Here is a 24,080-nt window from a genome sequence, read left to right as displayed (position 1 = left end):
GAGAAGTGCTAGTAACAAATAAACACTGTAGCAGTCATACAGTTCTGATGTTAGCCGATGTGTACTTCCCGTTGCTGTATCATGCGATACACCGTGGACTTGCCAATGCGGAGCCGCGCCGCCACGGCCAGCACATCGCCTCCCATTTCGTCGAGGCAGCTTTGCACGATGGCCGTGGTTTGGTCGCGCAGCGAAAGCTGGCGGGTGGAGTCCCTCTCGGCCCGTCCCGCACGTAGCGGCAGGTCTTCGGCCTGAATCTGCTCGCCGTCGGCCAGCACAGTGGCCAGCTCCACCACGGCTTTCAATTCGCGCACGTTGCCCGGAAAAGGATGGGCTAGGAGCCGGGCGCAGGCGTCATCAGTGAGCTGGCGCAGCGGCAGGTTGTTGAGGATACAAAAGTTGTGCACAAACGCCCTGGCCAGCAGCAAGACGTCGTTGCCGCGCTGGCGTAGCGGCGGCAGCACAATGGGGAGGCCCAGCAGGCGGTAGTACAGGTCTTCGCGGAAACGGCCGGCCTCCACTTCGGCCAGCAGGTCGCGGTGGGTGGCCACAATCAGGCGCACATCAAATTCCACGGCCTGGGTGCCCCCTACGCGCGTCACCTCACGTTCCTGCAGCACGCGCAGCAGCTTGGCTTGCAGGCTTGGGCCGAGGTCAGCGATTTCATTCAGAAACAGCGTACCGCCGTTGGCTTCCTCTAGCCGGCCCACCCGGCGTGCACTGGCCCCGGTGAAAGCCCCCTTTTCGTGCCCGAACAGCTCGCTCTCCACCAGTTTGCGTGGGATGGCAGCCATGTTGACAGCTACAAACGGCTGGGCCGCCCGGCTTGACTGGTAATGAATGGCTTTGGCCACCAGTTCTTTGCCAGTGCCAATTTCGCCGCTCACGCTCACCGTGATGGTGGCGCGGGCCGCTTTGGCAATGAGCGTGTGCACCAGCTGCACAGAAGGGTGCTCGCCCAAAATAGCCTGCTCGCGGCCAAGGCGGGTGCCGATGTGTTTGCGCAGCTGGTTGTTGTCGTGGCGCAGGCGCACTTGCTGCTCCACCTTGCCCACTATATTCCACAGCCGGTCTAGCGTGTGTTCGTCCTTCACCAAGTAGTCGTAGGCGCCCTGGCGCAGCATGCTCACGGCGGTGCTCACGTCTTCCTGGCCCGATATCACAATAACCTCGGCGTTGGGCAGCCGCTCACGAATCCGCTGTAGCACCTGCTCGCCTTTGGCGTCGGGCAGCGAATAATCGAGCGTGATAAAATCGGGTTGCTCGCTTAGCTGGTCGAGACAGGCGCGGGCGGTGGAAAAACGCTGCACGCTGTGGCCGGGGTTCTGGCCTAAACGGTGTGCTAGCAATTCCCCATACCACGCGTTGTCTTCAACTACAAAGATTTTAAAAGGTAGAACAGCTGTCATGGTAGATACACTCGGGTAGAAGCTTCTTCTCAATAAATAATCAAGTAATGGCAGTCTAAGCTGAACCTTAACACTCGGTCGCCATTGGGAATATTATATTACAAAAATAGACGGGTAACCCTGTTTTTGTCTAAAACGAGGGTGAAACAGAGCATATACGCGACTCGCCAATGCTGGGGTTTAACCATGTTTTCTATGTGATTCTAGTTTTTAGAATAAATTCTCAAAATGGGATAACTCGTCGATAACCATCGATTCTTATGTTCCTGGTTCTTAACTGCCGAAGCAAAGAGACACGGGATGGCCGCGGAATTGCATGCCTGGGCAAGAAGCTTCGCCTAAAACCCAAATATTTTTTGTTCGCCATGCAAGCTTCTACTATTTGCTGCTCGCCTTTGCTGGGTTTTGGATTTGTTTGCTCACGGTTGGCCTGTTTTCGGGCAGCCTTTGTGGTGGAGCGCTTTACCGGCCGCGATGCGGTGTTTCGAGCCGTGGGCAAGGTGCAGGCCGCCGTCAACACCTCCAGCGCCAAAACCTACACGCTACGCCGGAACCCAGGGCATGGCCGTACTCTACTATCGCCTCTGTCAAGTTGATGTAGACAGAACCCAAGTCTTTTCGTGGGTAGTAGCGGTGGTGCGCTATTGGCTGCTACTGCTTCGCGCCTGGTAATTCGGAAACCACTTGGTCACCTTTACTTTTCTGCAAACGAAAGCCCCGCTGGCATTGCCAGCAGGGCTTTCGTTTGCGATGCTGACACCGGGTAGGCAATACAACGATAAGGCGTGAAAAGAATGGAAATTAAGGTCAACAGCACAAGGACTAATCATATTAATTTTTAATTATTCAACCTGTTTTATTTGAAAACATACAATTTAATACGGATATTTTAACAAGAATTATAATAATATTTGCGTAACAACGCCATATTGGTGAGGCAACTCCTGCCAAGGAAATTTGTCGGCACCATTCATCCCCACTTTTTCCTGTTCCATTCATCTATGAAGCTTGCTATTACTCGAATCAGCAGCATGATGCTGCTCGTGGCCATAGCCACCTCGTGTTCAAAACAGGAATTAACCCCCACCGCCGTACCCATCGCAGCTGTGGTATCTCAGGATGCCACCCGCGACAACCACCTGGCCATGGGCAACCCTAGCGGCGCCGTGGCCGATTCATACTACTACTGGAACTACCTGATGCAGAAAAGCCAGTATGCCATGTCGTATCACCGCGACCGCGGCACGCCCAACTGGGTGAGCTGGCACCTGAGCAGCGCTTGGCTGGGCAGCACCCCGCGCCAGGACGATTTCCGCGCTGACGCCACCCTGCCCAGCGGCTGGTACCGCGTGGGCGGTAGCAGCTACAGCGGCTCAGGCTTCGACCGCGGCCACATGTGCCCCAGCGCTGACCGCACCGGTTCCACCACCGACAACTCGGCCACGTTCCTCATGACCAACATGATTCCTCAGGCCGCCAACAACAACCAGAGAACCTGGGCGAACTTGGAGAACTACAGCCGCAAGCTAGTGAGCGAGGGCAAGGAGCTCTACATCATCTGCGGGAGCTACGGCAAGGGTGGCGATGGCCTTAACGGCTACGCCACCACCATCGACGCCGGCCGCGTGACCGTACCCGCCCGCACCTGGAAAGTCATCGTGGTACTTCCCGAAGGCAGCAGCGATGCCGGCCGAGTGAGCACTAGCACCCGCATCATTGCTGTGAACATGCCCAACTCCCAGTCCATTAACACGGACTGGGGCACCTACCGCTGCACGGTCAATTCGATTGAGTCGGCCACGGGCTACAACATCATGTCGGCCGTATCAATCGCCGTGCAAGACGTCATTGAAGCCAAAGTGGATACCGGCCCTACCAGCTGAGCCAACCCCGGCGGCGTACGCCGTTGTAATTGAAAAAGCCCGTGGTACTCAAGCGAGTACCACGGGCTTTTTTGTGTCCGAAAGCCTAAGGGCTTTTTATCTCGAAATAAAGAGTCAAAGTTACGGCTTTACCCAAATGCAGCGCAAGTATTAAATTTTGTTATAAAAAGATTTACAGCACGATACCTGCTGAAAATCCCGACTATCTCTTCCGATTCGCAGAAAATGAAGCGCGAAAAAAATTTGAAAAAAAAGGCTCAATAAAAAGTTAACATTACCCTGGATTTGCCCGGCGAAATGATTTCGTAATTTTGCATCGTGCTTCAATCCAAACACCAGTTGATGAAGTGCGGGACGCTTACGAACGCTCCGCAGCGAGACCAAAAGGTCTTGTTCTCCGTGGGTTTTTCCGTTTTTCAGTTTGTTTTTTCTGGTTGCTGCCCCGCTGCCGTTTCGTGATTCGAAACGGTTTTTTTATGTCCAATCGGTTCAGCTGCCCCAGCTAATCTCAACTCTCTTTTAGCGCCCACACAAAAGAAAAATGGACACCAACACCCTCGTTCCCAAAGTGGCGGTTGCCACCCTCCCCTCGGCTCACGCCGGCAACCGCAACCTGAGCACCGACCCCAAGCGCATGGCGGTAATCAAAGTCTGGGACGCCATGATGCGCGGCGCCCGCAAGTATTGTGAGCAGGAAGGGTTCGTGACCGTTCACAACATGCCCCACATTGTGGGCGTGACCGGCGCTTGCGAGAACACCGACACCCTGTTCACTCTGGACTGGTACGACGGCAAGATGATGTTCCTGCCCCAGTCGACCCAGCTCGATACTAGAAGGACTCATCCGCCAGGGCATGAAAATTGAAGACTTCGAGTGGTACCTCGGCTTCCACGAGGAGCACGACGTGCAGCTGCACTCGGGTGCTGGCGTGGGCATGGCCCGCGTTGCCCAGTTATCCTCGGCCAGACGGACATGTGCGAGTGCGTGCCTTTCCTGATTAACCGCGATAACGTAATTTAAGTAGCCAATAGCTGGTTCGCCAGCCGAACGTCACCCCCCGTTGGTTCCGGCCAACGGGGGAAGTTCGTTTCTTTTACTCAAGCAAAACCTATGAAACTCGGCGCCATTACGTTACAGAACTCCGTGTGTTTGGCCACGGCTCCTTGGGAGCTCGACGGGCCTGGCTACGAGCACCTGGGCGCGATTTTTACCAAAACCGTGACCATGGAGCCCCGTGCCGGCCTGCCCGGCGACGAAGGCATACTGCAAGTAGCCGACCAAACCCTGCTCAACCGCACCGACCTTCGCACCGAAGGGGCCGAGCTGCTGGTGCAGGAGCACCTGCCGCGCCTGCGCCGTTTCGGCGTGCCGGTATTTGTTAGCATCACGGCGCCCGGTGTGCCGGGCTTCCGCAAAATAGCGCGCTACCTGCAGCGCGAGGCCGGCGACCAATTGGCCGGTTTAGAAGTGTACATCACGGCCCCGAATTCCGGCGCGGGGCCCGACATAACGGCCCGCCACGTGCGCGAAGCCACCGAAGCCGTGCGCACCGAATTGCGTGACGACGCGGCCGTCATTGTAAAGCTGCCACCGTGGCCCGACCACATCCGGGGCCTGGCCCTGGGCGCGCAGGAAGGCGGTGCCACCGCGCTGGCCGCCACCAATACCCTGAAAGTGCTGCACCTGCCTGCCAACGCCGCCGATGCCCCGCTGGTAGGCGGCCTTTCCGGTGAAGCCCTGCGGCCGCTGGCCCTACGCTGCGTGTGGGAGCTGGCCAACGACGAGAAGCTGCAGTTGCCCATCTTCGGAACGGGCGGTATTTTCACGCTCAGCGACGTGGAAGACTACCTCCGCGTGGGAGCCAATGCGGTGCAGGTAGCCAGTGGCGAATGGTTGTCGCCGGGCCTCTCTGCTCGGTTGGCTTCGGAAGTCGCCCGTAAAGCAACCGTGACCCGTTAACCCAATTCGTATTTCTTTTTCATCCACAATTCCCGCTGTCCCGATGCAAAAGCTCCTCACCCGCGTTAAAACGCTCAATTCCCTGCTCTGCGTGGGACTCGACCCCACGGGCGATGATGCGACCGTCATCCGGCGCCTGCACGAAGTAGTAACCGAAACTTCGGACTATGCCGCCGCTTTTAAACCTAACCTTGCCTTCTTTCTGAGCCGCGAAAACGGAGTTGCCTTACTTGAAAAAACCGTGCGCCGCATCCCATCCGAAATCCCTGTGATTCTGGATGGCAAATTCGGCGACATCTCCAGCACCGCGGAGCATTACGCCAGCTTCGCCTACGACATCATCGGAGCCGATGCCGTGACGGTGAACCCCTACATGGGCGACGACACCATCCGGCCCTTTGCTCGTCCCGGCAAGATGGTGTTTTCCCTGGCCAAAACGTCCAATAAGCCGCAGCATGGCCTGCAAGACGCCGCCATGACCCGTGGCGGCTCCATCAGCGACTGGGCTGCCCGCCTGGCCCGTCTGATGGACGAGGAGCTGGCCGACTCGACCATCGGCTTGGTGGTGGGCGCCTCGGAGCCAGAAACCGTGGCCAAAGTGCGGGCCGCCTGCCCGGAGCAGTGGTTCCTAGTGCCCGGCATTGGGGCGCAGGGCGGCGACTTGTCGGCCACGTTGCGCGCCGGCCTCCGCACCGATGGTAGCGGCCTGTTGATAAATTCCTCACGGAGTATCTGGCAGGCCAAAAACGCCGGAGCCGCCGCCCGCGAATTGATGGAGCAAATCAACCAATTCCGGACCGTAGCAAGCCCGGACCACGCCTAACCTAAAAAGCCGCTTTACTGCGGCTTTTTGCATAGATATTATCTGCAAGAAATGAATTCACTGCCTAATATTGATACTTCCACCGTTCTCGCAGCTGGCTTGCTGGAGCAGCAACTGGTGCAGGAAGATGCGCTGCTGCGCGGGCACTTTCGGCTGTCGTCGGGGCTGCACTCCGATACCTACGTGCAGTGCGCCCGTTTCCTGCGCCGGCCCGATTTGGCCGCGCCAGCTGCGGCCGCGCTAGCTATCCAAATTCGGGAAGCTGGATTGCAGGCTGATGTGGTGGTAGGCCCCGCCATGGGCGGCGTGGTGATAGGCTACGAGCTGGCCCGGCAGCTGGGTGTGCCAGGCATTTTCACGGAGCGCGACGCCGATGGGCAGATGACCCTACGCCGCGGTTTCACGGTGACGCCGGGCGAAAAAATCATCATCGCCGAAGACGTGGTGACCACCGGCAAAAGCACCCTGGAAGTCGCTAAACTGCTGCGCGCACTAGGCGCCGAAGTGCTGGCCGTGGCTTCTCTGATTGACCGCACCGGCGGAAAGGGAGGACTTGATTTCCCGCATTTCGCGCTGCTTTCAGTATCAGCAGCGACCTTTGCACCGGAGGCCTGTCCGCTCTGCGCGGCGGGCGAGCCGGTAGTAAAGCCTGGCAGTCGTCCAGAAAAAGCGTTTTAGGCGCTGTGTGTTAGCGTTTGTTTAGAAAAGGAAAAGGTCGTCATGCTGAGCTTGTCGAAGCATCTCTGCCACGAGAGTAATCAATACCTAATGCAACGAAGCGGTAGAGATGCTTCGACAAGCTCAGCATGACGTGCTGGATTGTTTCGTTGCCTATTTAAATAATGTCCGATACCACCCACACCATCCAGCTCACGCTGAAACCCGGCCAACACGATGGCGACGGCCAGCGCGTAGCCGAAGCTGCCACTCGCCACCTGGGCCTGACCACGGGCCGCGTGCGCAGCGCCGCCCTCTACACGGTGCGCTACCCGCTCAGTGAAACGCAGCTGAGTGATTTCGCCTCCCGCTGCCTCGCCGACCCGGTGCTGCACGACGTGCGCCTGAATGAGCTAATCGCCGCTGAAGGATTCGCCACTTACATCTTGGTAGCGCGCCGCCCCGGCGTGACCGACGACGAAGGCACTTCCGCCCAAAACGCCTTGGCCGACCTCCTGAATGAGCCGCTGGATACGCATACCCAGCACATCTTCAGCAAACGCCTTTACCTGCTCGAAAACGACCTGCCCGCCGACGACCTGCGTCGCATTGCGGAAGAGCTGCTGGGTAATAAACTCATCAACTGGCTCGAGGTAGGCCGCGTAGCCGATGGCATCCGCGACTACACGCCCCGGCCTGGTGGCGGCGCCGAGGCCATTACCGAAATTATCAAGCTGACCGACCGCAGCGACGCCGAGCTGGTGCAGCTGTCGAAGGACAATATCTACGCGCTGAACCTGGAAGAAATGCGGGCTGTGCGCGACTACTTCGCTGCCCCCGAAACCCAGGCCGAGCGTCAGGCCGCCGGCCTGCCCGCTGACCCCACAGACTGCGAGCTGGAAATCATCGCCCAAACCTGGTCGGAGCACTGCAAGCACAAGGAGTTTTCGGCCCTCATCAACTACAAAGACCTGGGAACGGGGGAGGAAAAGCAGGTTGATTCGCTCTTCAAAACATACATTAAAGACGCTACCTCCGAAGTAGACCGCCAGCTCCGCGCCAACGGCAACGACTGGCTGGTAAAGGTGTTTTCGGACAACGCCGGTGCCGTGCGCATCAACGCCAATTCGCTCTTCGTGTGGAAGGTGGAAACGCACAATTCGCCCTCGGCCATTGACCCGTATGGTGGGGCCATTACGGGTATTTTGGGTAATAACCGCGACCCCTTGGCTACGGGCATCGGCGGTGCGCAGCTGCTGTTCAATACCAACGTGCTTTGCTTTGGCAACCCGCAGTATGACGGGCCGCTGCTTACTGGCCAGCTGCACCCACGCCGCATTCTGGAAGGCGTGCGCAAGGGCATTGAGGACGGCGGCAATAAGTCGGGCGTGCCCACAGTAAACGGCGCCATTGTGTTCGACGACCGGTACGCCGGCAAGCCGCTGGTGTACTGTGGCACCGGCGCCGTGATGCCAATGCAGTTCGCGGGCAAAGACTCCTGGGAGAAAATCATTGATGCAGGTGACCGCATTATCATGGCCGGTGGCCGGGTGGGCAAGGACGGCATCCACGGCGCTACGTTTTCCTCCATTGAATTAGATGAAACCGCCCCGGCGACGGCCGTGCAAATCGGCTCGCCCATCACCCAGAAGCTGGCGATGGATTTCCTGATGCTGGCCTCGCGCCGCGGCCTGCTCAAGTGCAGCACCGACAACGGCGCGGGCGGCCTCTCGTCGTCCGTGGGCGAGCTGGCGGGCATTTCGGGCGGCGCGGTTGTAGAACTGGAGCGCGTGCCGCTGAAGTACCCTGGCTTGCGGCCTTGGGAAATTTTCGTGAGCGAATCACAGGAACGGTTCACACTGGTAGTAGAGCCCAACAAAATGGCCGAGCTGCTGGCTCTGGGCCAGGAAATGGAAGTGGAGCTGACTGATATCGGCCACTTCACTGCCGACGGTTTCCTAGACGTGCGCTTCGATGGTGCGCCAGTAGCCCGCCTGAACATGGAATTCCTGCACGAGGGTGTGCCGCGCAAAATCTTGGAAGCTGAGTGGACCAAGCCCGCCGCTGCCGAGCCGGAGATTCCGGCGGCTACGGACTACACGGCCACGCTGGGCCAGTTGCTAGGCTCCCTCAATATCTGCTCGCGCGAGTCGGTTATCCGTCAGTACGACCACGAAGTGAAGGGCCGCACTATTGTGAAGCCCCTGATGGGCGCGACCGGTCAGGCGCCGCAGGATGCTGCCGTGGTACGCTTCAATTTTGAGAGCTGGGAGGGCGTGGCCGTGAGCAATGGCATCCTGCCGCGCTACGGCGACTTGGACGCCTACCACATGTCGGCCGGCGCGTTTGACGAGGCCGTGCGCCAGATTATCGCAGTGGGAGGGAAGCTCCCCAACCTGACGCCCGGCGACGGAATTTTCTGGTCAGTGAACGACAACTTCTGCGTGCCCGATTCGGTGTATGACCCCGTCAGCAACCCCGACGGCAAACAGAAGCTGGCCAAGCTGGTGCGCATGTGCGAAGCTCTGCGCGACGCCACGGCCGCCTACTGCATCCCGCTCACCAGCGGGAAGGACAGCATGAAAAACGACTTCAAAGCCGATGGTGTGAAGATTTCGGTGCCGCCCACTGTGCTCTACTCCATGACTGCCAAAATGGAGGACGTGCGCCGCGCCGTAACCTCGGACTTCAAGCAGGCCGACGACGTGGTGTACCTGCTCGGCGAAACCCACGACGAGCTAGGCGGGTCCGAGTTTTATGCGCTGCACGGCCAACTGGGTGCCAATGTGCCCAAAGTTGATTTCGAAAAAGCCAAGGCGCTGTATACCCTAGTGGGCCAGGCCAACGACCAAGGCCTGATTCAGTCCTGCCACGATTTGAGCGACGGCGGCCTCGCCGTGGCGCTGGCCGAATGCACATTTGGCTACAATTGCGGCGCCAGCATAGCCTTGCCTGAAACGGGTCTAGCGCTACCAGTGCAATTGTTCTCGGAGTCGCACTCCCGCTTCCTCGCCACGGTGGCGCCTGAAGATGTCGTCGCCTTTGAGCAGCTACTAGGCAACCGGGCGACTCGCCTCGGCGTGGTTACCAAAGAGGCCCGCTTGGTGGTTTGCCACGGCAGCCAGGAAGTGATTTCGGCCGATTCTGATGTGCTACGGAGTATATGGACCAACGGGGCTGTAAATCAGCTGCTCGGCGTGGGCGACGTGGCCAATATCTCACATTCAACTTCACTATAATGGCACAAGATTCATTTCCTCCGGCCCAAAAGCCTTTTGAGATGGTACAAGATGCCACTCGGATAGTACATAAAGTTCAAAACGAGGCACAAGCTGGCGAGCCCAAACGGGTTGGTGCCGTGCGGGCCCTGATTCTGACCGGTTTTGGCATTAACTGCGAAGAGGAATTCGCTGCTGCTTACCACATGGCCGGCGCCGAACCCACCATTGTGCACCTCAACCAGGTGTTGCATGGGCAGGTGAGCATTCATGATTTCGACACGCTCAACTTCCCTGGTGGCTTCTCTTTCGGCGATGACTTGGGCTCGGGCGTGGTGCTAGCCAACAAGCTGCGCTACCGCCAAACCGGCGCCAACGGCCGCACGCTGCTCGACGACATCAAGCAATTTATCGCCGATGGCAAGTTCGTGCTGGGCATCTGCAACGGCTTTCAGGTGCTGGTGAAGCTGGGCCTGCTGCCCAACCTGAGCGGCGAGGTGACGCCCGAAGTCACGCTGACCCACAACGCCAGCGGCCGCTACGAAGACCGGTGGGTGACGCTGCGCGTGAACCCCAAGTCCAACACACCCTTCCTCAAAGGCATCGACAAGATGGAAGTGCCCGTGCGCCACGGCGAAGGCCGCCTCGTGATTTCGGATGCCGCCGTACAGCAGCGCATCGAAGCCGCGGGCCTCAACTGCCTGAGCTACCTCGACGCCAACGGCGACGGCACCGGCGTGTACCCCTTCAACCCCAACGGCGCCGCCCTGAACTGCGCCGGCCTCACCGACCCCACCGGCCAGGTATTCGGCCTGATGCCGCACCCAGAAGCGTTTTTATCGGCCTACAACCACCCCGACTGGGCACGGCGGCGTCGCCAAAACCCCGGCGCCTCCGAGGAAGGGGAGGGCCTTCAAATTTTCAAGAACATCGTGGAGCACATTGCCCACACGCGTACCGCGGCCGCTCCCGCCGCGGAATTTGCCACTCGGGACTAGTCTCCTTAAAAGTTGCTAATGAACACGCTCACCCACTTCGCTTCCCCCCAACTCCGCCTCCTGCACCGCGGCAAGGTTCGCGACAGCCTCCGTGCCCCCAGTGGCGACCGTCTCATTATTGTGACGGACCGCCTCTCCGCCTTCGATAGCGTGCTGGAAACGGCCATTCCCCACAAAGGAGCGGTGCTCAACGGTCTGGCGAACTTCTGGTTTGAGAAGACGGCCCATATCATTCCCAACCACGTTATCAAGCTCGTGGATGCCAACGCCATGCTGGTGAAAGAGGCCGAGCCCATTAAAGTGGAGATGGTTGTGCGGCAATACCTGACCGGCTCGATGTGGCGCGGCTACCAGGCCGGCCAGCGCACCTTCTCGGGCGTGACGGTGCCCGATGGCATGACCAAGCACGAGTCCTTCCCGCATGCCATTGTAACGCCGACCACCAAGGAGGAATCGGACCGCGAAATAACTCCCGAAAACCTGGTGAGCGAAGGCTGGGTGACCAAGGAACTCTACGACCAGATGGCCGTGAAGTCCCAGATGCTGTTTGCCGTGGGCTCGCAGCTGTTGGCCGAAAAGGGCATTATTCTAGTAGATACCAAGTATGAGTTTGGCTTGCTCAACGGCAAGCTGATTCTCATTGACGAGATGCACACGCCGGACTCTTCGCGTTTCTGGTCGGCCGAGGACTACACCCGTAACCCTGAGACGGCTGAGCAGATGGACAAGGAGTACGTCCGCCAATGGCTCATCGCCAACAAAAAGGACGGCCAGTACCCCCGCGCCCTCACGCCGGAAGTAGCTCAGGAAGCCAGCCGCCGCTACCTCGACATCTACCAGCGCATCACCGGCGAGGCCCTGCCCACCGCTGAAACCACCGCAGTCGATGCCCCCGGCTCCGGCCGCCACGATGCCCGCGCCCGCTTGCTGGCCAACCTGGTACAGGCCGGCTTGGTGAAGGACGCTTGGGTGAACATCGTGATGGGCTCGCCCTCCGACATAGAGCACTGCGAAGAAATCCGCCAGCAGTTCGAAGGCTATGACGTTTTCACCCAGCTGCGCGTGACCTCGGCCTACAAAAACGGCGAGGAAATTGCCGGCATGGCAGACGTCTGGAACAACAGCCTGGAACCTGGCGTCATCATCGCCGTGGCCGGCCTGAGCAATGGCCTCGGCGGTGCCTTGGCGGCCAACGTGAACGTCCCCGTCATTAGCTGCCCGCCCTATAAGGACTACGCCGAACTGGCCATGAACCTGAACTCGTCGGTCATCATGCCCAGCGGCACGCCCAACCTCACCGTAGTGCGCTCCGACAATGCCGCTCAAGGTGCTTTGCGCGCCCTGAACCTGCCCCGCCTGCGTGAGCGCCTGAGCCAGGACATCAAAGCCACCAAAGCCAAGCTAAGAGCGGCCGACGCTGAGTTTCGGGTGTTGTAAAAACCAAAAAATCGATGGAGTTTGCCGCGTTCAAGGAATTAGTTACTGCCTACATCGAAGCCTACAACCGCTTTGATGTAGGCAGGATGCTGGTGCCTTTGCACGACGCGGTAGTTTTCAAGAACATTTCCAACGGCGAAGTCAACTTGACCACGACCGGCAAAGAGGAATTTCGCCGCCAGGCCGAGGAGGCCAGCCAGTATTTCTCCCAGCGGGAGCAGCGCATTATTGACTGGCAGGTAACCGGCAACAAGGCAGAAGTAGCCGTTGACTATAGTGCGGTTGCGGCCGTCGATTTCCCCAATGGTTTAAAAACTGGCGACACGCTGCACTTGCAGGGCAAGTCCGTTTTCCGATTCGCACACGGCAAAATCATCTCCATCGAAGACATTAGCTAAGAACCATCGCCCGCTTAAGCTCCCATCCCCTTGACTGAATCCAAAACCCTTCTTCTCCTCGGCTCTGGAGCCCGCGAGCACGCCCTAGCCGAAAAGCTGACCCGCGACGGGGCCACGGTGCACGTGCTGCCCGGCAACGCCGGCATTCACAATAGCCACCCCGACGTCAATCCCCTCGATTTTGAGGCGGTGCGGGCCTTCGCCCAAGCCCACGATGCCAAGCTGATTGTAGTAGGGCCGGAGGCCCCGCTGGCCGCTGGCATCACCGACTTTTTTGCTGGGTCCGACATCAAGGTTTTTGGCCCAACGCGCGCTGCAGCCCGGCTGGAAAGCTCGAAGGTGTGGAGCAAGGATTTCATGCGCCGCCACGGCGTGGCCACGGCGCAAGCCTGGCAGTTCCGCAGCGACAACATTGAGGCCGCCCGCACCAAAGCCGCCGAGCTGGGCGGGCACGTGGTCGTGAAGTACGATGGCCTCGCCGCTGGCAAAGGCGTGTACGTATGCTCCTCCCTTGAGGAAGCAGAAGCTGCCTTGAACGAGCTGCAAACGCAGTTCACGGGTTGGTTTTCCTTTCTGCTCGAAGAAAAGCTGACCGGTCCTGAAATCAGCATTATTGGCCTCACCGATGGCCTCGAAATCAAGATGCTGGCCACTTCGCAGGACCACAAGCAGCTGCTGGCCGGCGACCAGGGGCCCAACACTGGCGGCATGGGCGCCTACTGCCCCGTGCCCTTCGCCAACGACAACGTGCTAGCCGCCATCCGCCGCGACATTGTGGACCCGACGCTGCGCGGACTGCAAAACGAGCAATTCGCGTTTCACGGCTTCCTGTATTTCGGCATCATGCTCACGCCCAGCGGCCCCAAGCTGCTGGAGTACAACGTGCGCCTCGGCGACCCCGAAGCGGAAGTATTGCTTCCCGCTCTGGACAGCAGCCTGCTTACCCTGATTGAAGCGACCTTAGATGGCACGCTGGCCAAGCAAACCGTGCGGCAGCGCCCGGGTGCTTTTGTGGGCGTGGTGCTGGCCTCTGGTGGCTACCCGGCGCCAAAATTCCCAACAGGCTTTCCCATTACTGGCTTGCAGGACTTGCCGGCCCATACCCGTGCTTACCACGGCGCTACCCAGTTGGACGACGAGGGCCAGTTGGTAACGAACGGCGGCCGGGTGCTCGTGCTCACCGCCCACGGCCCCGATTTAGAAACGGCCACCGCCCGCGCCTACGAGGCCTGCGCCAGGGTCACGTTCCAAGACGCCTATTTCCGCACCGACATTGCCCAACGCCCGGCGCCGGTGTTAAGCGCAAGCGCCGTAAATTGAAGCGACGAAATGACCATGAGCACCTTTGAACCCCAAGAGCAAAATCGCCAGACTCCTCCTTCTGCGGAGAGGGGCCGTGCCCGGCTGGGGGCTGGGGGGAGGAGGTTGGCCCGCCTGGCCATTTTAATATCGGGCCGCGGCTCCAACATGCTCTCCTTGGTGCAGGCTACCCAACATGGGGTTCTGAAAGACTTGGCAGAAGTGGCCGTGGTGTTCAGCAATAAGCCCGATGCACCCGGTTTGGAACTTGCCGCTGCCCAGGGTTGTCCAGTAGCTTCCTTGTCCAGCCAAGGCCGCAAGCGGGAAGCTTTTGATACGGAAGCCGCCGCATTGCTGCAGCAGTATCAGCCCGATTTTGTGGTGCTGGCGGGGTACATGCGCATCTTATCACCGGCCTTCATTCAGCCGTTTGCGGGGCGCATTCTCAATATTCACCCCGCCGATACTCACCAACACCAGGGCCTGCACGCTTATGAATGGGCCTTCGATAACAAGCTGCAGGAAACTAAAATTACAGTTCATCTTGTAGATGAGGGCCTTGACACCGGCCCCATTCTCGCCCAGGAACCCGTGGATTTGCGCGGGGCCAACACTTTATCTGAAGTCGAGCGCCGCGGCTTGGCCGTTGAGCACCGGCTTTATGCCCAAACACTGGCGGAATTAATCTTACAAAAAAGAACCTCATGCTGAGCTCAGCCGAAGCATCTCTACCTCAATCGTAAATCAATCAACAGGATTAGTTGCGCAATAGAGATGCTTCGGCAGGCTTAGCGTGACGTTCCTTCTGGAAATAAGTAATCGGAAAAAGATATGTGTGGAATAGTAGGTTTTCATGGCCCCGATGATGTCGTTGCCGACATGGTGGTGGGCCTCACCGCCCTGCAGCACCGGGGGCAGGACGCAGCCGGCATCGCCACGTTCGACGGCACCTCGTTCCACCTGCATAAGGGGCAGGGCCTGGTCAACGACGTGTTTAAGAAGAAGCACCTGAAGAAGCTGAAAGGCAACAGTGGCATCGGCCACGTGCGCTACACCACGCAGGGCGCCAACGACTCAAACCTCGCCCAGCCCTTCACCACGAGCTACCCGTTTGGCTTGGCCATGGTGCACAACGGCAACGTCATCAACTTCCGCGACGTGGCCAAGCGCCTGCACGAGAAGTACCACGTGCTGCCCAAAACCACCAACGACCTCGAACTTATCATGTACACCTTCGCTTCGGAGCTGCGCGTGAAAGACCTCGACCACCTCTCGGTAGTCGACATTTTCGACGCTGTGGAAACCACCCAGGAATTGGTGGAGGGTGCCTATGCTACCATCACGCTAATAGCAGGGCACGGCCTGCTGGCCTTTACCGACCCGCTGGCCATCCGACCGCTGGTGCTGGGCCGGCGTGACACGTCTGCTGGGCCGGTGTATGCTTTTGCTTCGGAAAGCACTTGCTTCGATTTCTTGGGTTTTAAGTTTGTGGAGAATGTTGGTCCGGGCCAAGCCATATTCATCGACAATAACTACCAGGTTCACTACAAGAACCCGTACGAGCTGCCGAAGAACTTCTGCGCCTTCGAGCAAATTTATTTTGCGCGCGAAGACTCCACGATTCATGGCCGGCTGGTGGCCCGTGAGCGGGTGCGCCTAGGCAAGCGCTTGGCCCGCAAAGTAGCCGACGCTGGCCTGAAGCCCGACATGGTAATTGATGTGCCCTCATCGGGCTACTTCGCCGCTTCTGGGTTGGCCGAGGCCATTGGCGTGCCCTACCGCCGCGCTCTGGTGAAAAACAACCACATGGGCCGCTCGTTCATTGTGGCCACCCAAGCGGGGCGCGAGGACGTGGTGAAGAAGAAGCTCAACCCCATCCGCGAGTTTGTAGAGGGCAAGAAAGTGGCCGTAGTCGACGACAGCATTGTGCGTGGCACCACGTCGCGCCGCATCGTGCGCCTCCTGCGCGATGCCGGCGCTACCGAGGTTTACTTCATCTCCAGCGCGCCGCCCATCGTGTCGCCCTGCATCTATGGCATCGACATGGCCATGAGTACTGAGCTGATTGCGGCCAACTACACCGAGGAGGAAATCTGCCACTACATCGAAGCCGACCGGGTTATCTACCAAGACTTAGAAGACTTGCAAGAGTTGTTTTCCGAAGAAAAAGGCCACGGCGGCAGCTGCTTTGCCTGTTTCTCGGGCAAGTACCCAACGGGTGACGTAACCCACTATCTGCGCCACGTGCAGGAAGAGAGGGCCAGCCACCGCCCCGAAAAAGGCAAGAAAAACCTGTCCGTAAGCGCCAAAGCGCCCGAGCCCACCGAGCATTAAGCTAGGTTTTAGTAATGGGCTGGTTCGCGAAAAAGGTCATTGGTAATGTGCTTGCATCGGTTATTGGCATGGCTATTATCAGGGCATTTATTAGTTTGGAACACCCATTCATATTCCTGAAAACAGCATCACTTTATTTAATTGCCATAATAATTGTTCTAGCGGTAGTTGGTGCAGTGTTCGGTTATTTAAGGTACTTGGTCCCATTGCGGAGAGAGCAGGGATTCCCATTTGTATATGTTGAATCTGATGGAGCTGTGCGCGAATTAAATGATAAGGAGCAAGCCTATTTAAAGACGGAATTCTCTCCCGGTGATGGCGGGCGGCCATACATAAAGAATCGGTACGACGGAAAAACCTATAACGGTAGCATAAGTGGTTTTATATACCGCGATAGGGTTCCTAAAGCCATTGCTATTAGACCTGAATCACCACAAGTCAATTCTTGATTCAATCAACTGTTAAATCAATTTAACACCCGCACCGCTTCGGCTCCCGTCTCAATCGGATAGGGGCTGGGGGTGAGGCCCTCCGCATGAACGACACCCAAAACAACCCCGCCGGCTACTCCATCGAAGAAGGCAACGCCGCCTCGCGCAACGCCTACAACTGGTCGAAGAAGACCTTCGCCAACCGCAGCGGCAAGCCCGGCGAACCCGCCCAGGACCTCGACGGCGGCTTCTCCAATGAAATCCGCTTCGGAGCCGAGCGACTCGGCATCAGCTCCGACGGCATTGGCACCAAAATCGAAGTGGCCGAGCGCTTGAACAAGTACGACACCCTTGGCTACGACCTCATCGCCATGACGGCCGACGACCTCATTGCCGCCGGTTTCGTGCCCACCAACCTCTCCAACATCATCGACGTGAACCACCTCGACTACGGCGTGGTGGACGAGATGATGCGCGGCCTGCACGACGCCGCCAACTTTGCTCAACTGGCCATCACCGGTGGCGAAATCGCCGAGCTGGGCAACCGCATTGGCGGCTGGCCCGGCGCCAAAATGAATTTCAACTGGTGTTCCACAGCCATCGGTGTGCTGCACCCCAGCCTGGTCCAGCCCCTGAGTGGCAAAACCGCCCAGGCCGGCCACGTGGTGGTGGCCCTGCGCTCGCCTTCGTTCCGCTCCAACGGCTACTCCCTGGCCCGCAAAACCTTGGAGCGCCTCTTCGGCGAAAACTGGCACGAAGCCCCCTACGACGGCACCGACGCCGACCAATACGCCACCTGGGGCGAGGCCATGCTCGCGCCCTCGCTCATCTACGCCCCCGGCGTAGCCGCCCTGCTCGATGCCGGCCTGCCGCTGCATGGCGTGGCCCACATCACCGGTGGCGGCGTGGCCGACAACTTCCAGCGCGTCCTCAAAAACGGCCTTGGCGCGATGCTTGATAACCTATTTGAGCCCTTGCCCGCCATGCGGCGCCTCTGCGAAGTCGGCGCCCTCCCCCCCGAAACCGCCTACCTCTACTGGAATATGGGCACCGGCATGCTTCTCGTGACGGAAGAATCTTCCGCCGCTGCGGTGGTGGCCTCGCTGCAAGCCAGTGGGTATGATGCGCAGGTAGCAGGCTACCTCACAGTTGAAAGCGGCGTGACGTTGCGCGTGGGCGCAGGGGAGTTACGGTACGCCTTCTAGGTGCTATTGCTTGTAAGCACTTGCTTGTCAATGGATGTGAGCTGTTTAGTAATCCACTGAATCTAATTAGAACGTCATGCTGAGCTTGTCGAAGCATCTCTACCACTTCGTTGTTTCAGCATCGATTGCTACTGCGGTAGAGATGCTTCGACAAGCTCAGGATGAGCGTAGGGCGGGTTGCTAAACAACGAAAATGAAATACTATTGTCACGATAACTTCGGCCAGCTCCCTGAAAAAGCGTGGCATTCGTTGCTGGATAGAACTATTGGGAATGCGACACATTTGGAAGTAAGCCGTTTATTCTCAGAAACACCCTTTTCGGATGTACTAGCCGCTGCAGCAGTGCCTTTGCCCCAGCATATTGATAGGCCTTATGCAGCTACTCACCGCTTTTTGTTGACACCAGAGGTAATTGCTGAGATAAAAAGCAAAACGTACAAGGATTGGGATAATTACGATTCAGAAGACCCTGCGTTTTATCAGAAAGACATACTTCTTCTCGGAACAATAACTCATGAAGATTATGTGGTCATGGGGCTCGATGAAAAAGACAGGATTGAGCTGAATAGCCAAGGCTTCCATTTCTGGTGAGAATGGAACTTTAATTAACTGGGGACTCATCTACGCCCCGCGCACCGGCCGCTTCTCCAGAATCAAACGGGTACAGTGCGCGAACGCTCTATTCTACAATTGGCAGATGTCCAGCGCTGGATAACCACATCTTCGAATTTGATTTATAATTAAATTATCAAAATATTATTTATCAATAAGTTTGCACTGGGGTAATGTATTTATAATCAACAAGCAGTCACGTAGGAAATGGGAGGTTAACTTTTAGGAAAAGCAGTGAAGGGCGCTTATCATTGCATTCCATCTTCTCATTATCAAACTATGTTATTTGAAATAACGTCTCCTATTCACGAAAAAATACAAATAGCAAAGCTGGCTAATATGCCTGCTGAGCAAATTTTGCCCAAGTTACAACTAGCTGTTAGCACGTATTTAGAGTTCGTTTGGGATAAGTTTTGGTTGACCGGCCAAGCTTCTTTGGATGAAATGCTCCAAGCCATTGATGCGATTTCCAGCGACAGTGGCACAGGGTACATTTTATGGCATTTACCGTATGACGGGCTTGCCCATCGGCTTAGCAATACCCGCAAACTGGTGCAAGCTGGTGTGCCTTACGCCTCCGAATTTTGCCTGATGCTCGCGCAGAAAACACGGCCCAACAAATTAGCATTGGAGCAATTACGGTATTTGATGGAGCAAATTCACGACGCCGCAACCGAGGATGTGGATTTGATGATGGCACAAATGGCCGATTTGCTGCAAAACCACCTGCTGCTGCGGGTAGGCAAGCAGCGGTATCAAATCACAGAGCTGGAGTTTTATTACCGGCGCAAAGGCCATCTCGACCCGTATCCGCACGGCAAGAGCGGGCAGATGGAGTTCGGCAAATGGTTTTTTAACGATGCCGACGGGCTAGACCTGACCTTTGGTGACCGCCAAAAAGGTATCCATGGAGGGATTCTGTTGCGGGGCCTGCGCCGGTTGCCGCTGGAAAATCCGCTTGAGTACATTTCCCCCGACGACCCCACTTATATATGGGGGCCGCGCAAGGTGCTGGCCGATATCGTGGCCAACTTAAACGGGGTGTTTACCCACCTGCCGGGGTTGATGTTGGAGGAAGCCGCTAAGGGACCGGTAGCGAAAACTGCTCCTTGGCGGGTACGTCGTTACGCCCTGCGGCACAAAGCCGAAGACACCGACACAGAGTACCTGCACCGTCCGTATCGCTTTCTAGTAGATATTGACTACTTACGCGGCCTGAAAGACCGGGCCGACGTGGTGCGGCAACTGGGGTGGACCGCCGACGAAGCAAAGGCAGTATTAGGGTACCGCCCGTCTTTAATCAATCGGTTGAAGGCTTTGAATTGATGCTTTGCAACCACCAATAAGCAATCAGCCGTGCTTGCCAGCTTGGTAGAAGCAACGTCAGCCCGGCCCTAATTCGATGGCCTTCTCGCACTGGTATCACCAGTTACGGGGAGGTCATCTGATTCCGGGCCGGGTCTTTAATTATTCTCTCCGTTACAAGAAGTGCGTGCCGCTACGCTCCCCGCACCGGCCGCTTCTCCAAAATCAACTCCGTACGGTAGTCATACAGCGTCTTTTCCAGCCCCACAGGGTAGGTATGCGGGTTAAGAAAGCGGCGGATGCTGGGGTCCAGGCTTTGTACTTCGCGCTGGGCGTGCGCGCGGCTTTCGGTGAGGGTAGGCAACTCGAGCACGCGCTGGCCCTGGCGGAAAACCGGCTCCAGCAATTCGCGAAACTTGGTTTCGGGCTTGACGAGCAGGCGGCGGGTGGCATCGAGCGGGTCAACCATGATGAGTTGGTCGGGGAGGGGCTCGGCGGTATTGTAGAGCATGTCGGCGCGCGGCTTGCTGTACTCGTTGAGGTAGCGGCGCACCTGCAAAATGCCCGGAATGCTGGTTTTGGCTACTTGCTCCGAGAGCTTGAGGGTGAAGTCCCAGCCCGAGTCGTCGGCTTTGCGCAGGGCGGCCAGCTTATACACGCCGCCGAGGGCCGCTTGGTTGTAGGCCGTAACGAGCTGCGTGCCCACACCCCACGTATCGATGCGGGCGCCTTGTTGCTTAAGGCTGGTGATTAGGTTTTCCTCCAGGTCGTTGCTGGCCACAATGCGGGTTTTCGTAAACCCGGCCTCGTCGAGCACGGCGCGGGCCTCCCGGCTAAGGTAGGCCAGGTCGCCGGAGTCGAGGCGGATGCCAGCCAGCTCGTGGCCGTTAGCGCGCATCTCGCGGGCCACGTGAATGGCGCGGCGCACGCCCTCCAGCGTGTCGTAGGTATCGACCAGAAACACCGAGTCGTCGGGGAAGGCCTGCGCATAGGCCGAAAACGCCTGCGTTTCATCGCCAAACGCCTGCACCCAACTGTGGGCATGGGTGCCGCGTACCGGAATGCCGTACCGCTGCCCGGCCAGCAGGTTGCTGGTAGCGTCGCCGCCGCCGAGGTAAGCAGCGCGGCTGGCGCCCAGGCCGCCATCGAACCCTTGGGCTCGTCGCAGGCCAAACTCCAAAACCTGGTCGCTCGGCCCGGCGGCTTCGCGGATGCGGGCGGCCTTGGTAGCCACCAGCGTTTGGAAGTTGATGAGCGTGAGCAGGGCCGTTTCCAGCAGCTGGGCCTGCAGTAGCGGCCCCCGCACCCGCATAATGGGCTCGTTGCCAAACACCACAGTGCCTTCGGGTACAGCATCGATGTCGCAGGTGAATTTTAGCCCACGCAGGTACTCCAGAAAATCGGTGGGAAACAGGGCGCTGCCCTTGCTGCCGCGCAGGCTGCCGAGGTAAGCCAGGTCGTCTTCCGAGAAATGCAGGTTTTCGACCCAGTCTACGGCTAGGGCCAGGCCGGCCGCCACCGCGTAGCCCCCTTGGAAAGGCGCCTTGCGAAAGTAGAGGTGAAACACTGCCTCCCGGTCCTGCATGCCCTGCTGCCAGTAGCCGTAGGCCATGGTAAGCTGGTACAAGTCGGTGACGAGGGCAAGCGAAGGGGTGTAGAGACCGGAAAGCGGGGCAGGGTTCATGAGTTGGGACAGCAACTGGCTAAACTGTGCCACAAAGGAAGCGCCGGTGGCGGCAAAACAAGTTAAAAGTCTAGCGCCAGGCAAAACCCGCTTTTATACGTACTCCCACCAAGCGGTTTTCGGCCAAAAGTATTGGGGAAAGCCTTACGAAATTAAGCCCCGGCTTACGGCGAGCTTGATGAGGGCGGCGGTGTTCTTGGCCTGGGTTTTGGCGATGATGTTCTGGCGGTGGGTTTCGATGGTGCGTTTGCTGGTGAAGAGCTTATCGGAAATTTCACCATTGGTCATGCCTTCGGCAATGAGCTTGAGCACCTCCAGCTCGCGGGTAGTCAGCTCGGCCCCAACGTGGCCGCCATTGTCGTCGGGGTGAATGATAGAAGTCCGATTTACCGCCTTGTTGAGCATGCCGAGGCCAATTTCTGTACACAGGAATTGGTTGCCGGCGGCTACCGTGCGGATGGCGTAAGTTATTTCACTAATGGCTGCATTTTTAAGTACATAGCCCATTGCTCCGGCTTCAAACATGCGCGATACATAGTTTTCGTGGTCGAGCATAGTCAGCACCAGTACTTTTACTTCTGGGAAGCGCTGGTGCATTTCGGGCACGGTAGCAAAGCCGTCGAGGACGGGCATTTGCACGTCCATAAGCACCACATCCACCGGAGTTGTTTCGAGAATGGACAGGACCTCGGCACCGTTGCTGGCTTCGCCCACCACGTCAAGGTCAGCATCGGCCGAAAGAAGTGCCCGGATGCCGTCGCGTAAAATGGTATGGTCGTCAGCAAGCAGAATACGGGTCATAGCTAAGTGAAAAAGGAGTTATTAAAACGATTGCGGAAGACAAGGTGAACTTCCCTGGGTATATGAAAAACCCTACTACGTATTTGTACGATAAGAGGAGATGTTAGCTCTGCTTTAACAGGGATTTATACGGCTTTTGTAACAAAGCTTTCAGCGGAGGTCTCTGATGCATGTAATTTCGGGTTGATTAAAGCCGGTTTACCTGCATTAAACCGATGAATTAATATCTTTTATCATTCCTGCCTGCTGGTCAAACCTATGATTCGCTTATTCCTCACCGATGGCCATTCTCCCACTCGCGAGGCGCTACGTAAGGATACAGGAGTAGCGGGAGTGGAAGTAGTAGGCGAAGCAGGTACCGGCGAAGAACTGCTGGCGCAGCTGGCCGAAGCTGCGCCTACTGTGGTCTTGCTCGACCTCAGCTTGCCGGGCCCCGACGTCTTTGCCCTGCTTCCTGCCCTGCGCGAACAATACCCGCAACTGCGCGTGCTGGCCCGCGGCGAACTGACCAACGAACATTACGTGGCGCGCAGCTTTGACTTGGGAGCGCACGGCTATGTGCTAAAAAATGTGTTGCCCGCCGAGCTTATGTACGGGGTTTCAACCGTGGCCGCGGGCCGACGGTTCTTGTGCTCTTCCATCGGGGTGGCGCTCCTGGGCCGGCTTTTTATGGGCAATCCGGGTGCTAGCGATGAGGCCCGCGCGGCTTTGGGCTTGAGCAAGCGCGAAATAGAAGTGCTGGGCTTGGTAGCCGAAGGCATGACCAATGCTGAAATCGCTACCAAGCTCTTCACCAGCAAGCGCACCATCGAAACACATCGCCAGAACATCATCGCCAAAACCCAGGCCAAGAACACCGCCGCCCTCATCAAGCTCGCCGCACGCCAGGGCCTGCTGCCCGAATAGGAGGCTTGACTATGTATGGAAAGCTAGGGCTGGGTACTACTACAAGGGGCTGCCCAGCTACAATGACATAGCAGAGCAGCCTCGCTAATTTAGCCTCACCCTCTACTCGCTTGCCTCCTCTTTAGGAGAGTCGGTTTTAGGAGAGTCAATGCCTCCCAGTTGGGCTGCAATAATGAACTCGGCCAACTCGCGAAAGCAGCCGTGGCCTCCGGGGGTTTGGCAGTGAAAATCGGCTACGGCGCGGGCAAAAGGGGTGGCGTCGCCGGGGCAGGCGGAAAAACCCACGCAGCTAAGGATTTCGATGTCGTTGGTATCATCACCAATGAAGGCTATCTCGTCGGCTTTCAAGCCTGTGCGGTCCAGAATGCCCTGCAGGCAGGCCGGTTTATCTTTGATGCCCAGGTGAAGCTCCTCAATCTGGAGTTTGGCGGCCCGGGTACGCACCGAAGGCGACACTTCGCCGGTGATGATGCCGCTGGCAATGCCGTGCTCGCGCAGGCGCACTACGCCCATGCCGTCGCGTATGCTGAAGCGCTTCATTTCCTCGCCACGTTCGGAGTAATACACCCCCCCATCGGTCAGGACGCCATCACAGTCGGTGAGTACCAAACGAATGCGCCGGGCGCGGGCGGTGAGTTCAGCTAGTTTCATACAATCAGGAAGAAGCGGGAAAGACAGGTCAGTAAAAGAAGCCGGACTATGTTAATTAGTCTGCAAGA

22 protein-coding genes are annotated in these 24,080 nt (G+C 57.9%); 18 read left to right on the top strand and 4 right to left on the bottom strand.

The features are described 5' to 3' along the window. Window positions 1–50: 50 nt before the first annotated feature. Window positions 51–1,409, bottom strand: a complete 1,359-nt coding sequence (locus tag ACP7AJ_RS09095; protein ID WP_426059879.1) for a sigma-54-dependent transcriptional regulator — start codon at window positions 1,407–1,409, stop codon at window positions 51–53. 1,001 nt (window positions 1,410–2,410) lie between these two features. Here ACP7AJ_RS09095 and ACP7AJ_RS09090 point away from each other — a divergent pair. From ACP7AJ_RS09090 to ACP7AJ_RS09010, 17 genes are all read left to right on the top strand, one after another. Continuing rightward, a complete protein-coding gene (locus ACP7AJ_RS09090; RefSeq protein WP_426059878.1) occupies window positions 2,411–3,292 on the top strand; it encodes a DNA/RNA non-specific endonuclease in 882 nt (293 codons plus the stop codon). Between the two features lie 541 nt (window positions 3,293–3,833). Beyond that, the gene (locus tag ACP7AJ_RS09085) at window positions 3,834–4,157 is read left to right on the top strand and encodes a hypothetical protein (RefSeq protein WP_426059877.1); all 324 of its coding nucleotides are present in this window, start codon (window positions 3,834–3,836) and stop codon (window positions 4,155–4,157) included. Further along, on the top strand, window positions 4,147–4,290 hold the full coding sequence (locus ACP7AJ_RS09080; protein WP_426059876.1) for a hypothetical protein: 144 nt from the start codon (window positions 4,147–4,149) through the stop codon (window positions 4,288–4,290). Before ACP7AJ_RS09085 ends, ACP7AJ_RS09080 begins: the two co-directional genes overlap by 11 nt. 113 nt (window positions 4,291–4,403) lie before the next feature. Then, complete coding sequence (locus tag ACP7AJ_RS09075; protein ID WP_426059875.1) at window positions 4,404–5,252, top strand: dihydroorotate dehydrogenase; 849 nt, start codon at window positions 4,404–4,406, stop codon at window positions 5,250–5,252. A gap of 43 nt (window positions 5,253–5,295) precedes the next feature. Next, a complete protein-coding gene (gene pyrF, locus ACP7AJ_RS09070; RefSeq protein WP_426059874.1) occupies window positions 5,296–6,075 on the top strand; it encodes an orotidine-5'-phosphate decarboxylase in 780 nt (259 codons plus the stop codon). Between the two features lie 51 nt (window positions 6,076–6,126). Beyond that, the gene (pyrE, locus tag ACP7AJ_RS09065) at window positions 6,127–6,753 is read left to right on the top strand and encodes an orotate phosphoribosyltransferase (RefSeq protein ID WP_426059873.1); all 627 of its coding nucleotides are present in this window, start codon (window positions 6,127–6,129) and stop codon (window positions 6,751–6,753) included. A 164-nt stretch (window positions 6,754–6,917) separates the two neighbouring features. Next, window positions 6,918–9,971, top strand: coding sequence for a phosphoribosylformylglycinamidine synthase subunit PurL (locus tag ACP7AJ_RS09060; RefSeq protein ID WP_426059872.1), 3,054 nt, complete (start codon window positions 6,918–6,920; stop codon window positions 9,969–9,971). Next, window positions 9,971–10,948, top strand: a complete 978-nt coding sequence (locus ACP7AJ_RS09055) for a phosphoribosylformylglycinamidine synthase subunit PurQ (RefSeq protein ID WP_426059871.1) — start codon at window positions 9,971–9,973, stop codon at window positions 10,946–10,948. Before ACP7AJ_RS09060 ends, ACP7AJ_RS09055 begins: the two co-directional genes overlap by 1 nt. A gap of 18 nt (window positions 10,949–10,966) precedes the next feature. Then, complete coding sequence (locus tag ACP7AJ_RS09050; protein WP_426059870.1) at window positions 10,967–12,385, top strand: phosphoribosylaminoimidazolesuccinocarboxamide synthase; 1,419 nt, start codon at window positions 10,967–10,969, stop codon at window positions 12,383–12,385. 14 nt (window positions 12,386–12,399) lie between these two features. Continuing rightward, on the top strand, window positions 12,400–12,783 hold the full coding sequence (locus ACP7AJ_RS09045; protein WP_426059869.1) for a nuclear transport factor 2 family protein: 384 nt from the start codon (window positions 12,400–12,402) through the stop codon (window positions 12,781–12,783). Between the two features lie 30 nt (window positions 12,784–12,813). Continuing rightward, on the top strand, window positions 12,814–14,103 hold the full coding sequence (purD, locus tag ACP7AJ_RS09040; RefSeq protein WP_426059868.1) for a phosphoribosylamine--glycine ligase: 1,290 nt from the start codon (window positions 12,814–12,816) through the stop codon (window positions 14,101–14,103). Between the two features lie 15 nt (window positions 14,104–14,118). After that, window positions 14,119–14,793 carry a phosphoribosylglycinamide formyltransferase gene (gene purN / locus ACP7AJ_RS09035; RefSeq protein ID WP_426059867.1) on the top strand — a complete coding sequence of 225 codons (675 nt, stop codon included), beginning with the start codon at window positions 14,119–14,121 and terminating at the stop codon, window positions 14,791–14,793. 120 nt (window positions 14,794–14,913) lie between these two features. Continuing rightward, window positions 14,914–16,416 (top strand): amidophosphoribosyltransferase, encoded by a 1,503-nt coding sequence (gene purF, locus ACP7AJ_RS09030; protein WP_426059866.1) that lies wholly within the window; start codon window positions 14,914–14,916, stop codon window positions 16,414–16,416. Window positions 16,417–16,430: 14 nt separating this feature from the next. Further along, window positions 16,431–16,865: a hypothetical protein gene (locus ACP7AJ_RS09025; protein WP_426059865.1), complete on the top strand. Its 435-nt coding sequence runs from the start codon at window positions 16,431–16,433 to the stop codon at window positions 16,863–16,865. Between the two features lie 86 nt (window positions 16,866–16,951). Beyond that, complete coding sequence (locus ACP7AJ_RS09020; protein WP_426059864.1) at window positions 16,952–18,052, top strand: AIR synthase-related protein; 1,101 nt, start codon at window positions 16,952–16,954, stop codon at window positions 18,050–18,052. 193 nt (window positions 18,053–18,245) lie between these two features. After that, window positions 18,246–18,644, top strand: coding sequence for a hypothetical protein (locus ACP7AJ_RS09015; RefSeq protein WP_426059863.1), 399 nt, complete (start codon window positions 18,246–18,248; stop codon window positions 18,642–18,644). A gap of 300 nt (window positions 18,645–18,944) precedes the next feature. Then, entirely contained in the window at window positions 18,945–19,991 is a 1,047-nt protein-coding gene (locus tag ACP7AJ_RS09010; protein WP_426059862.1) for a hypothetical protein, read from the top strand. Between the two features lie 172 nt (window positions 19,992–20,163). On the opposite strand, the gene ACP7AJ_RS09005 is transcribed toward ACP7AJ_RS09010, so the two are convergent. Together ACP7AJ_RS09005 and ACP7AJ_RS09000 are read right to left on the bottom strand one after the other, a co-directional pair. Then, the gene (locus ACP7AJ_RS09005) at window positions 20,164–21,654 is read right to left on the bottom strand and encodes a nicotinate phosphoribosyltransferase (RefSeq protein ID WP_426059861.1); all 1,491 of its coding nucleotides are present in this window, start codon (window positions 21,652–21,654) and stop codon (window positions 20,164–20,166) included. Between the two features lie 144 nt (window positions 21,655–21,798). Beyond that, window positions 21,799–22,455 (bottom strand): response regulator, encoded by a 657-nt coding sequence (locus ACP7AJ_RS09000; protein WP_426059860.1) that lies wholly within the window; start codon window positions 22,453–22,455, stop codon window positions 21,799–21,801. A gap of 258 nt (window positions 22,456–22,713) precedes the next feature. On the opposite strand from ACP7AJ_RS09000, the gene ACP7AJ_RS08995 reads away from it, so the two are divergent. After that, a complete protein-coding gene (locus tag ACP7AJ_RS08995) occupies window positions 22,714–23,361 on the top strand; it encodes a LuxR C-terminal-related transcriptional regulator (RefSeq protein ID WP_426059859.1) in 648 nt (215 codons plus the stop codon). 102 nt (window positions 23,362–23,463) lie between these two features. On the opposite strand, the gene ACP7AJ_RS08990 is transcribed toward ACP7AJ_RS08995, so the two are convergent. Beyond that, complete coding sequence (locus ACP7AJ_RS08990; RefSeq protein ID WP_426059858.1) at window positions 23,464–24,012, bottom strand: KdsC family phosphatase; 549 nt, start codon at window positions 24,010–24,012, stop codon at window positions 23,464–23,466. Between the last annotated feature and the right edge of the window lie 68 nt (window positions 24,013–24,080).

The organism is Hymenobacter sp. B1770, assembly GCF_049896385.1.
Lineage (GTDB): Bacteria > Bacteroidota > Bacteroidia > Cytophagales > Hymenobacteraceae > Hymenobacter.
This window is presented reverse-complemented; position numbering and strand designations above follow the sequence as displayed.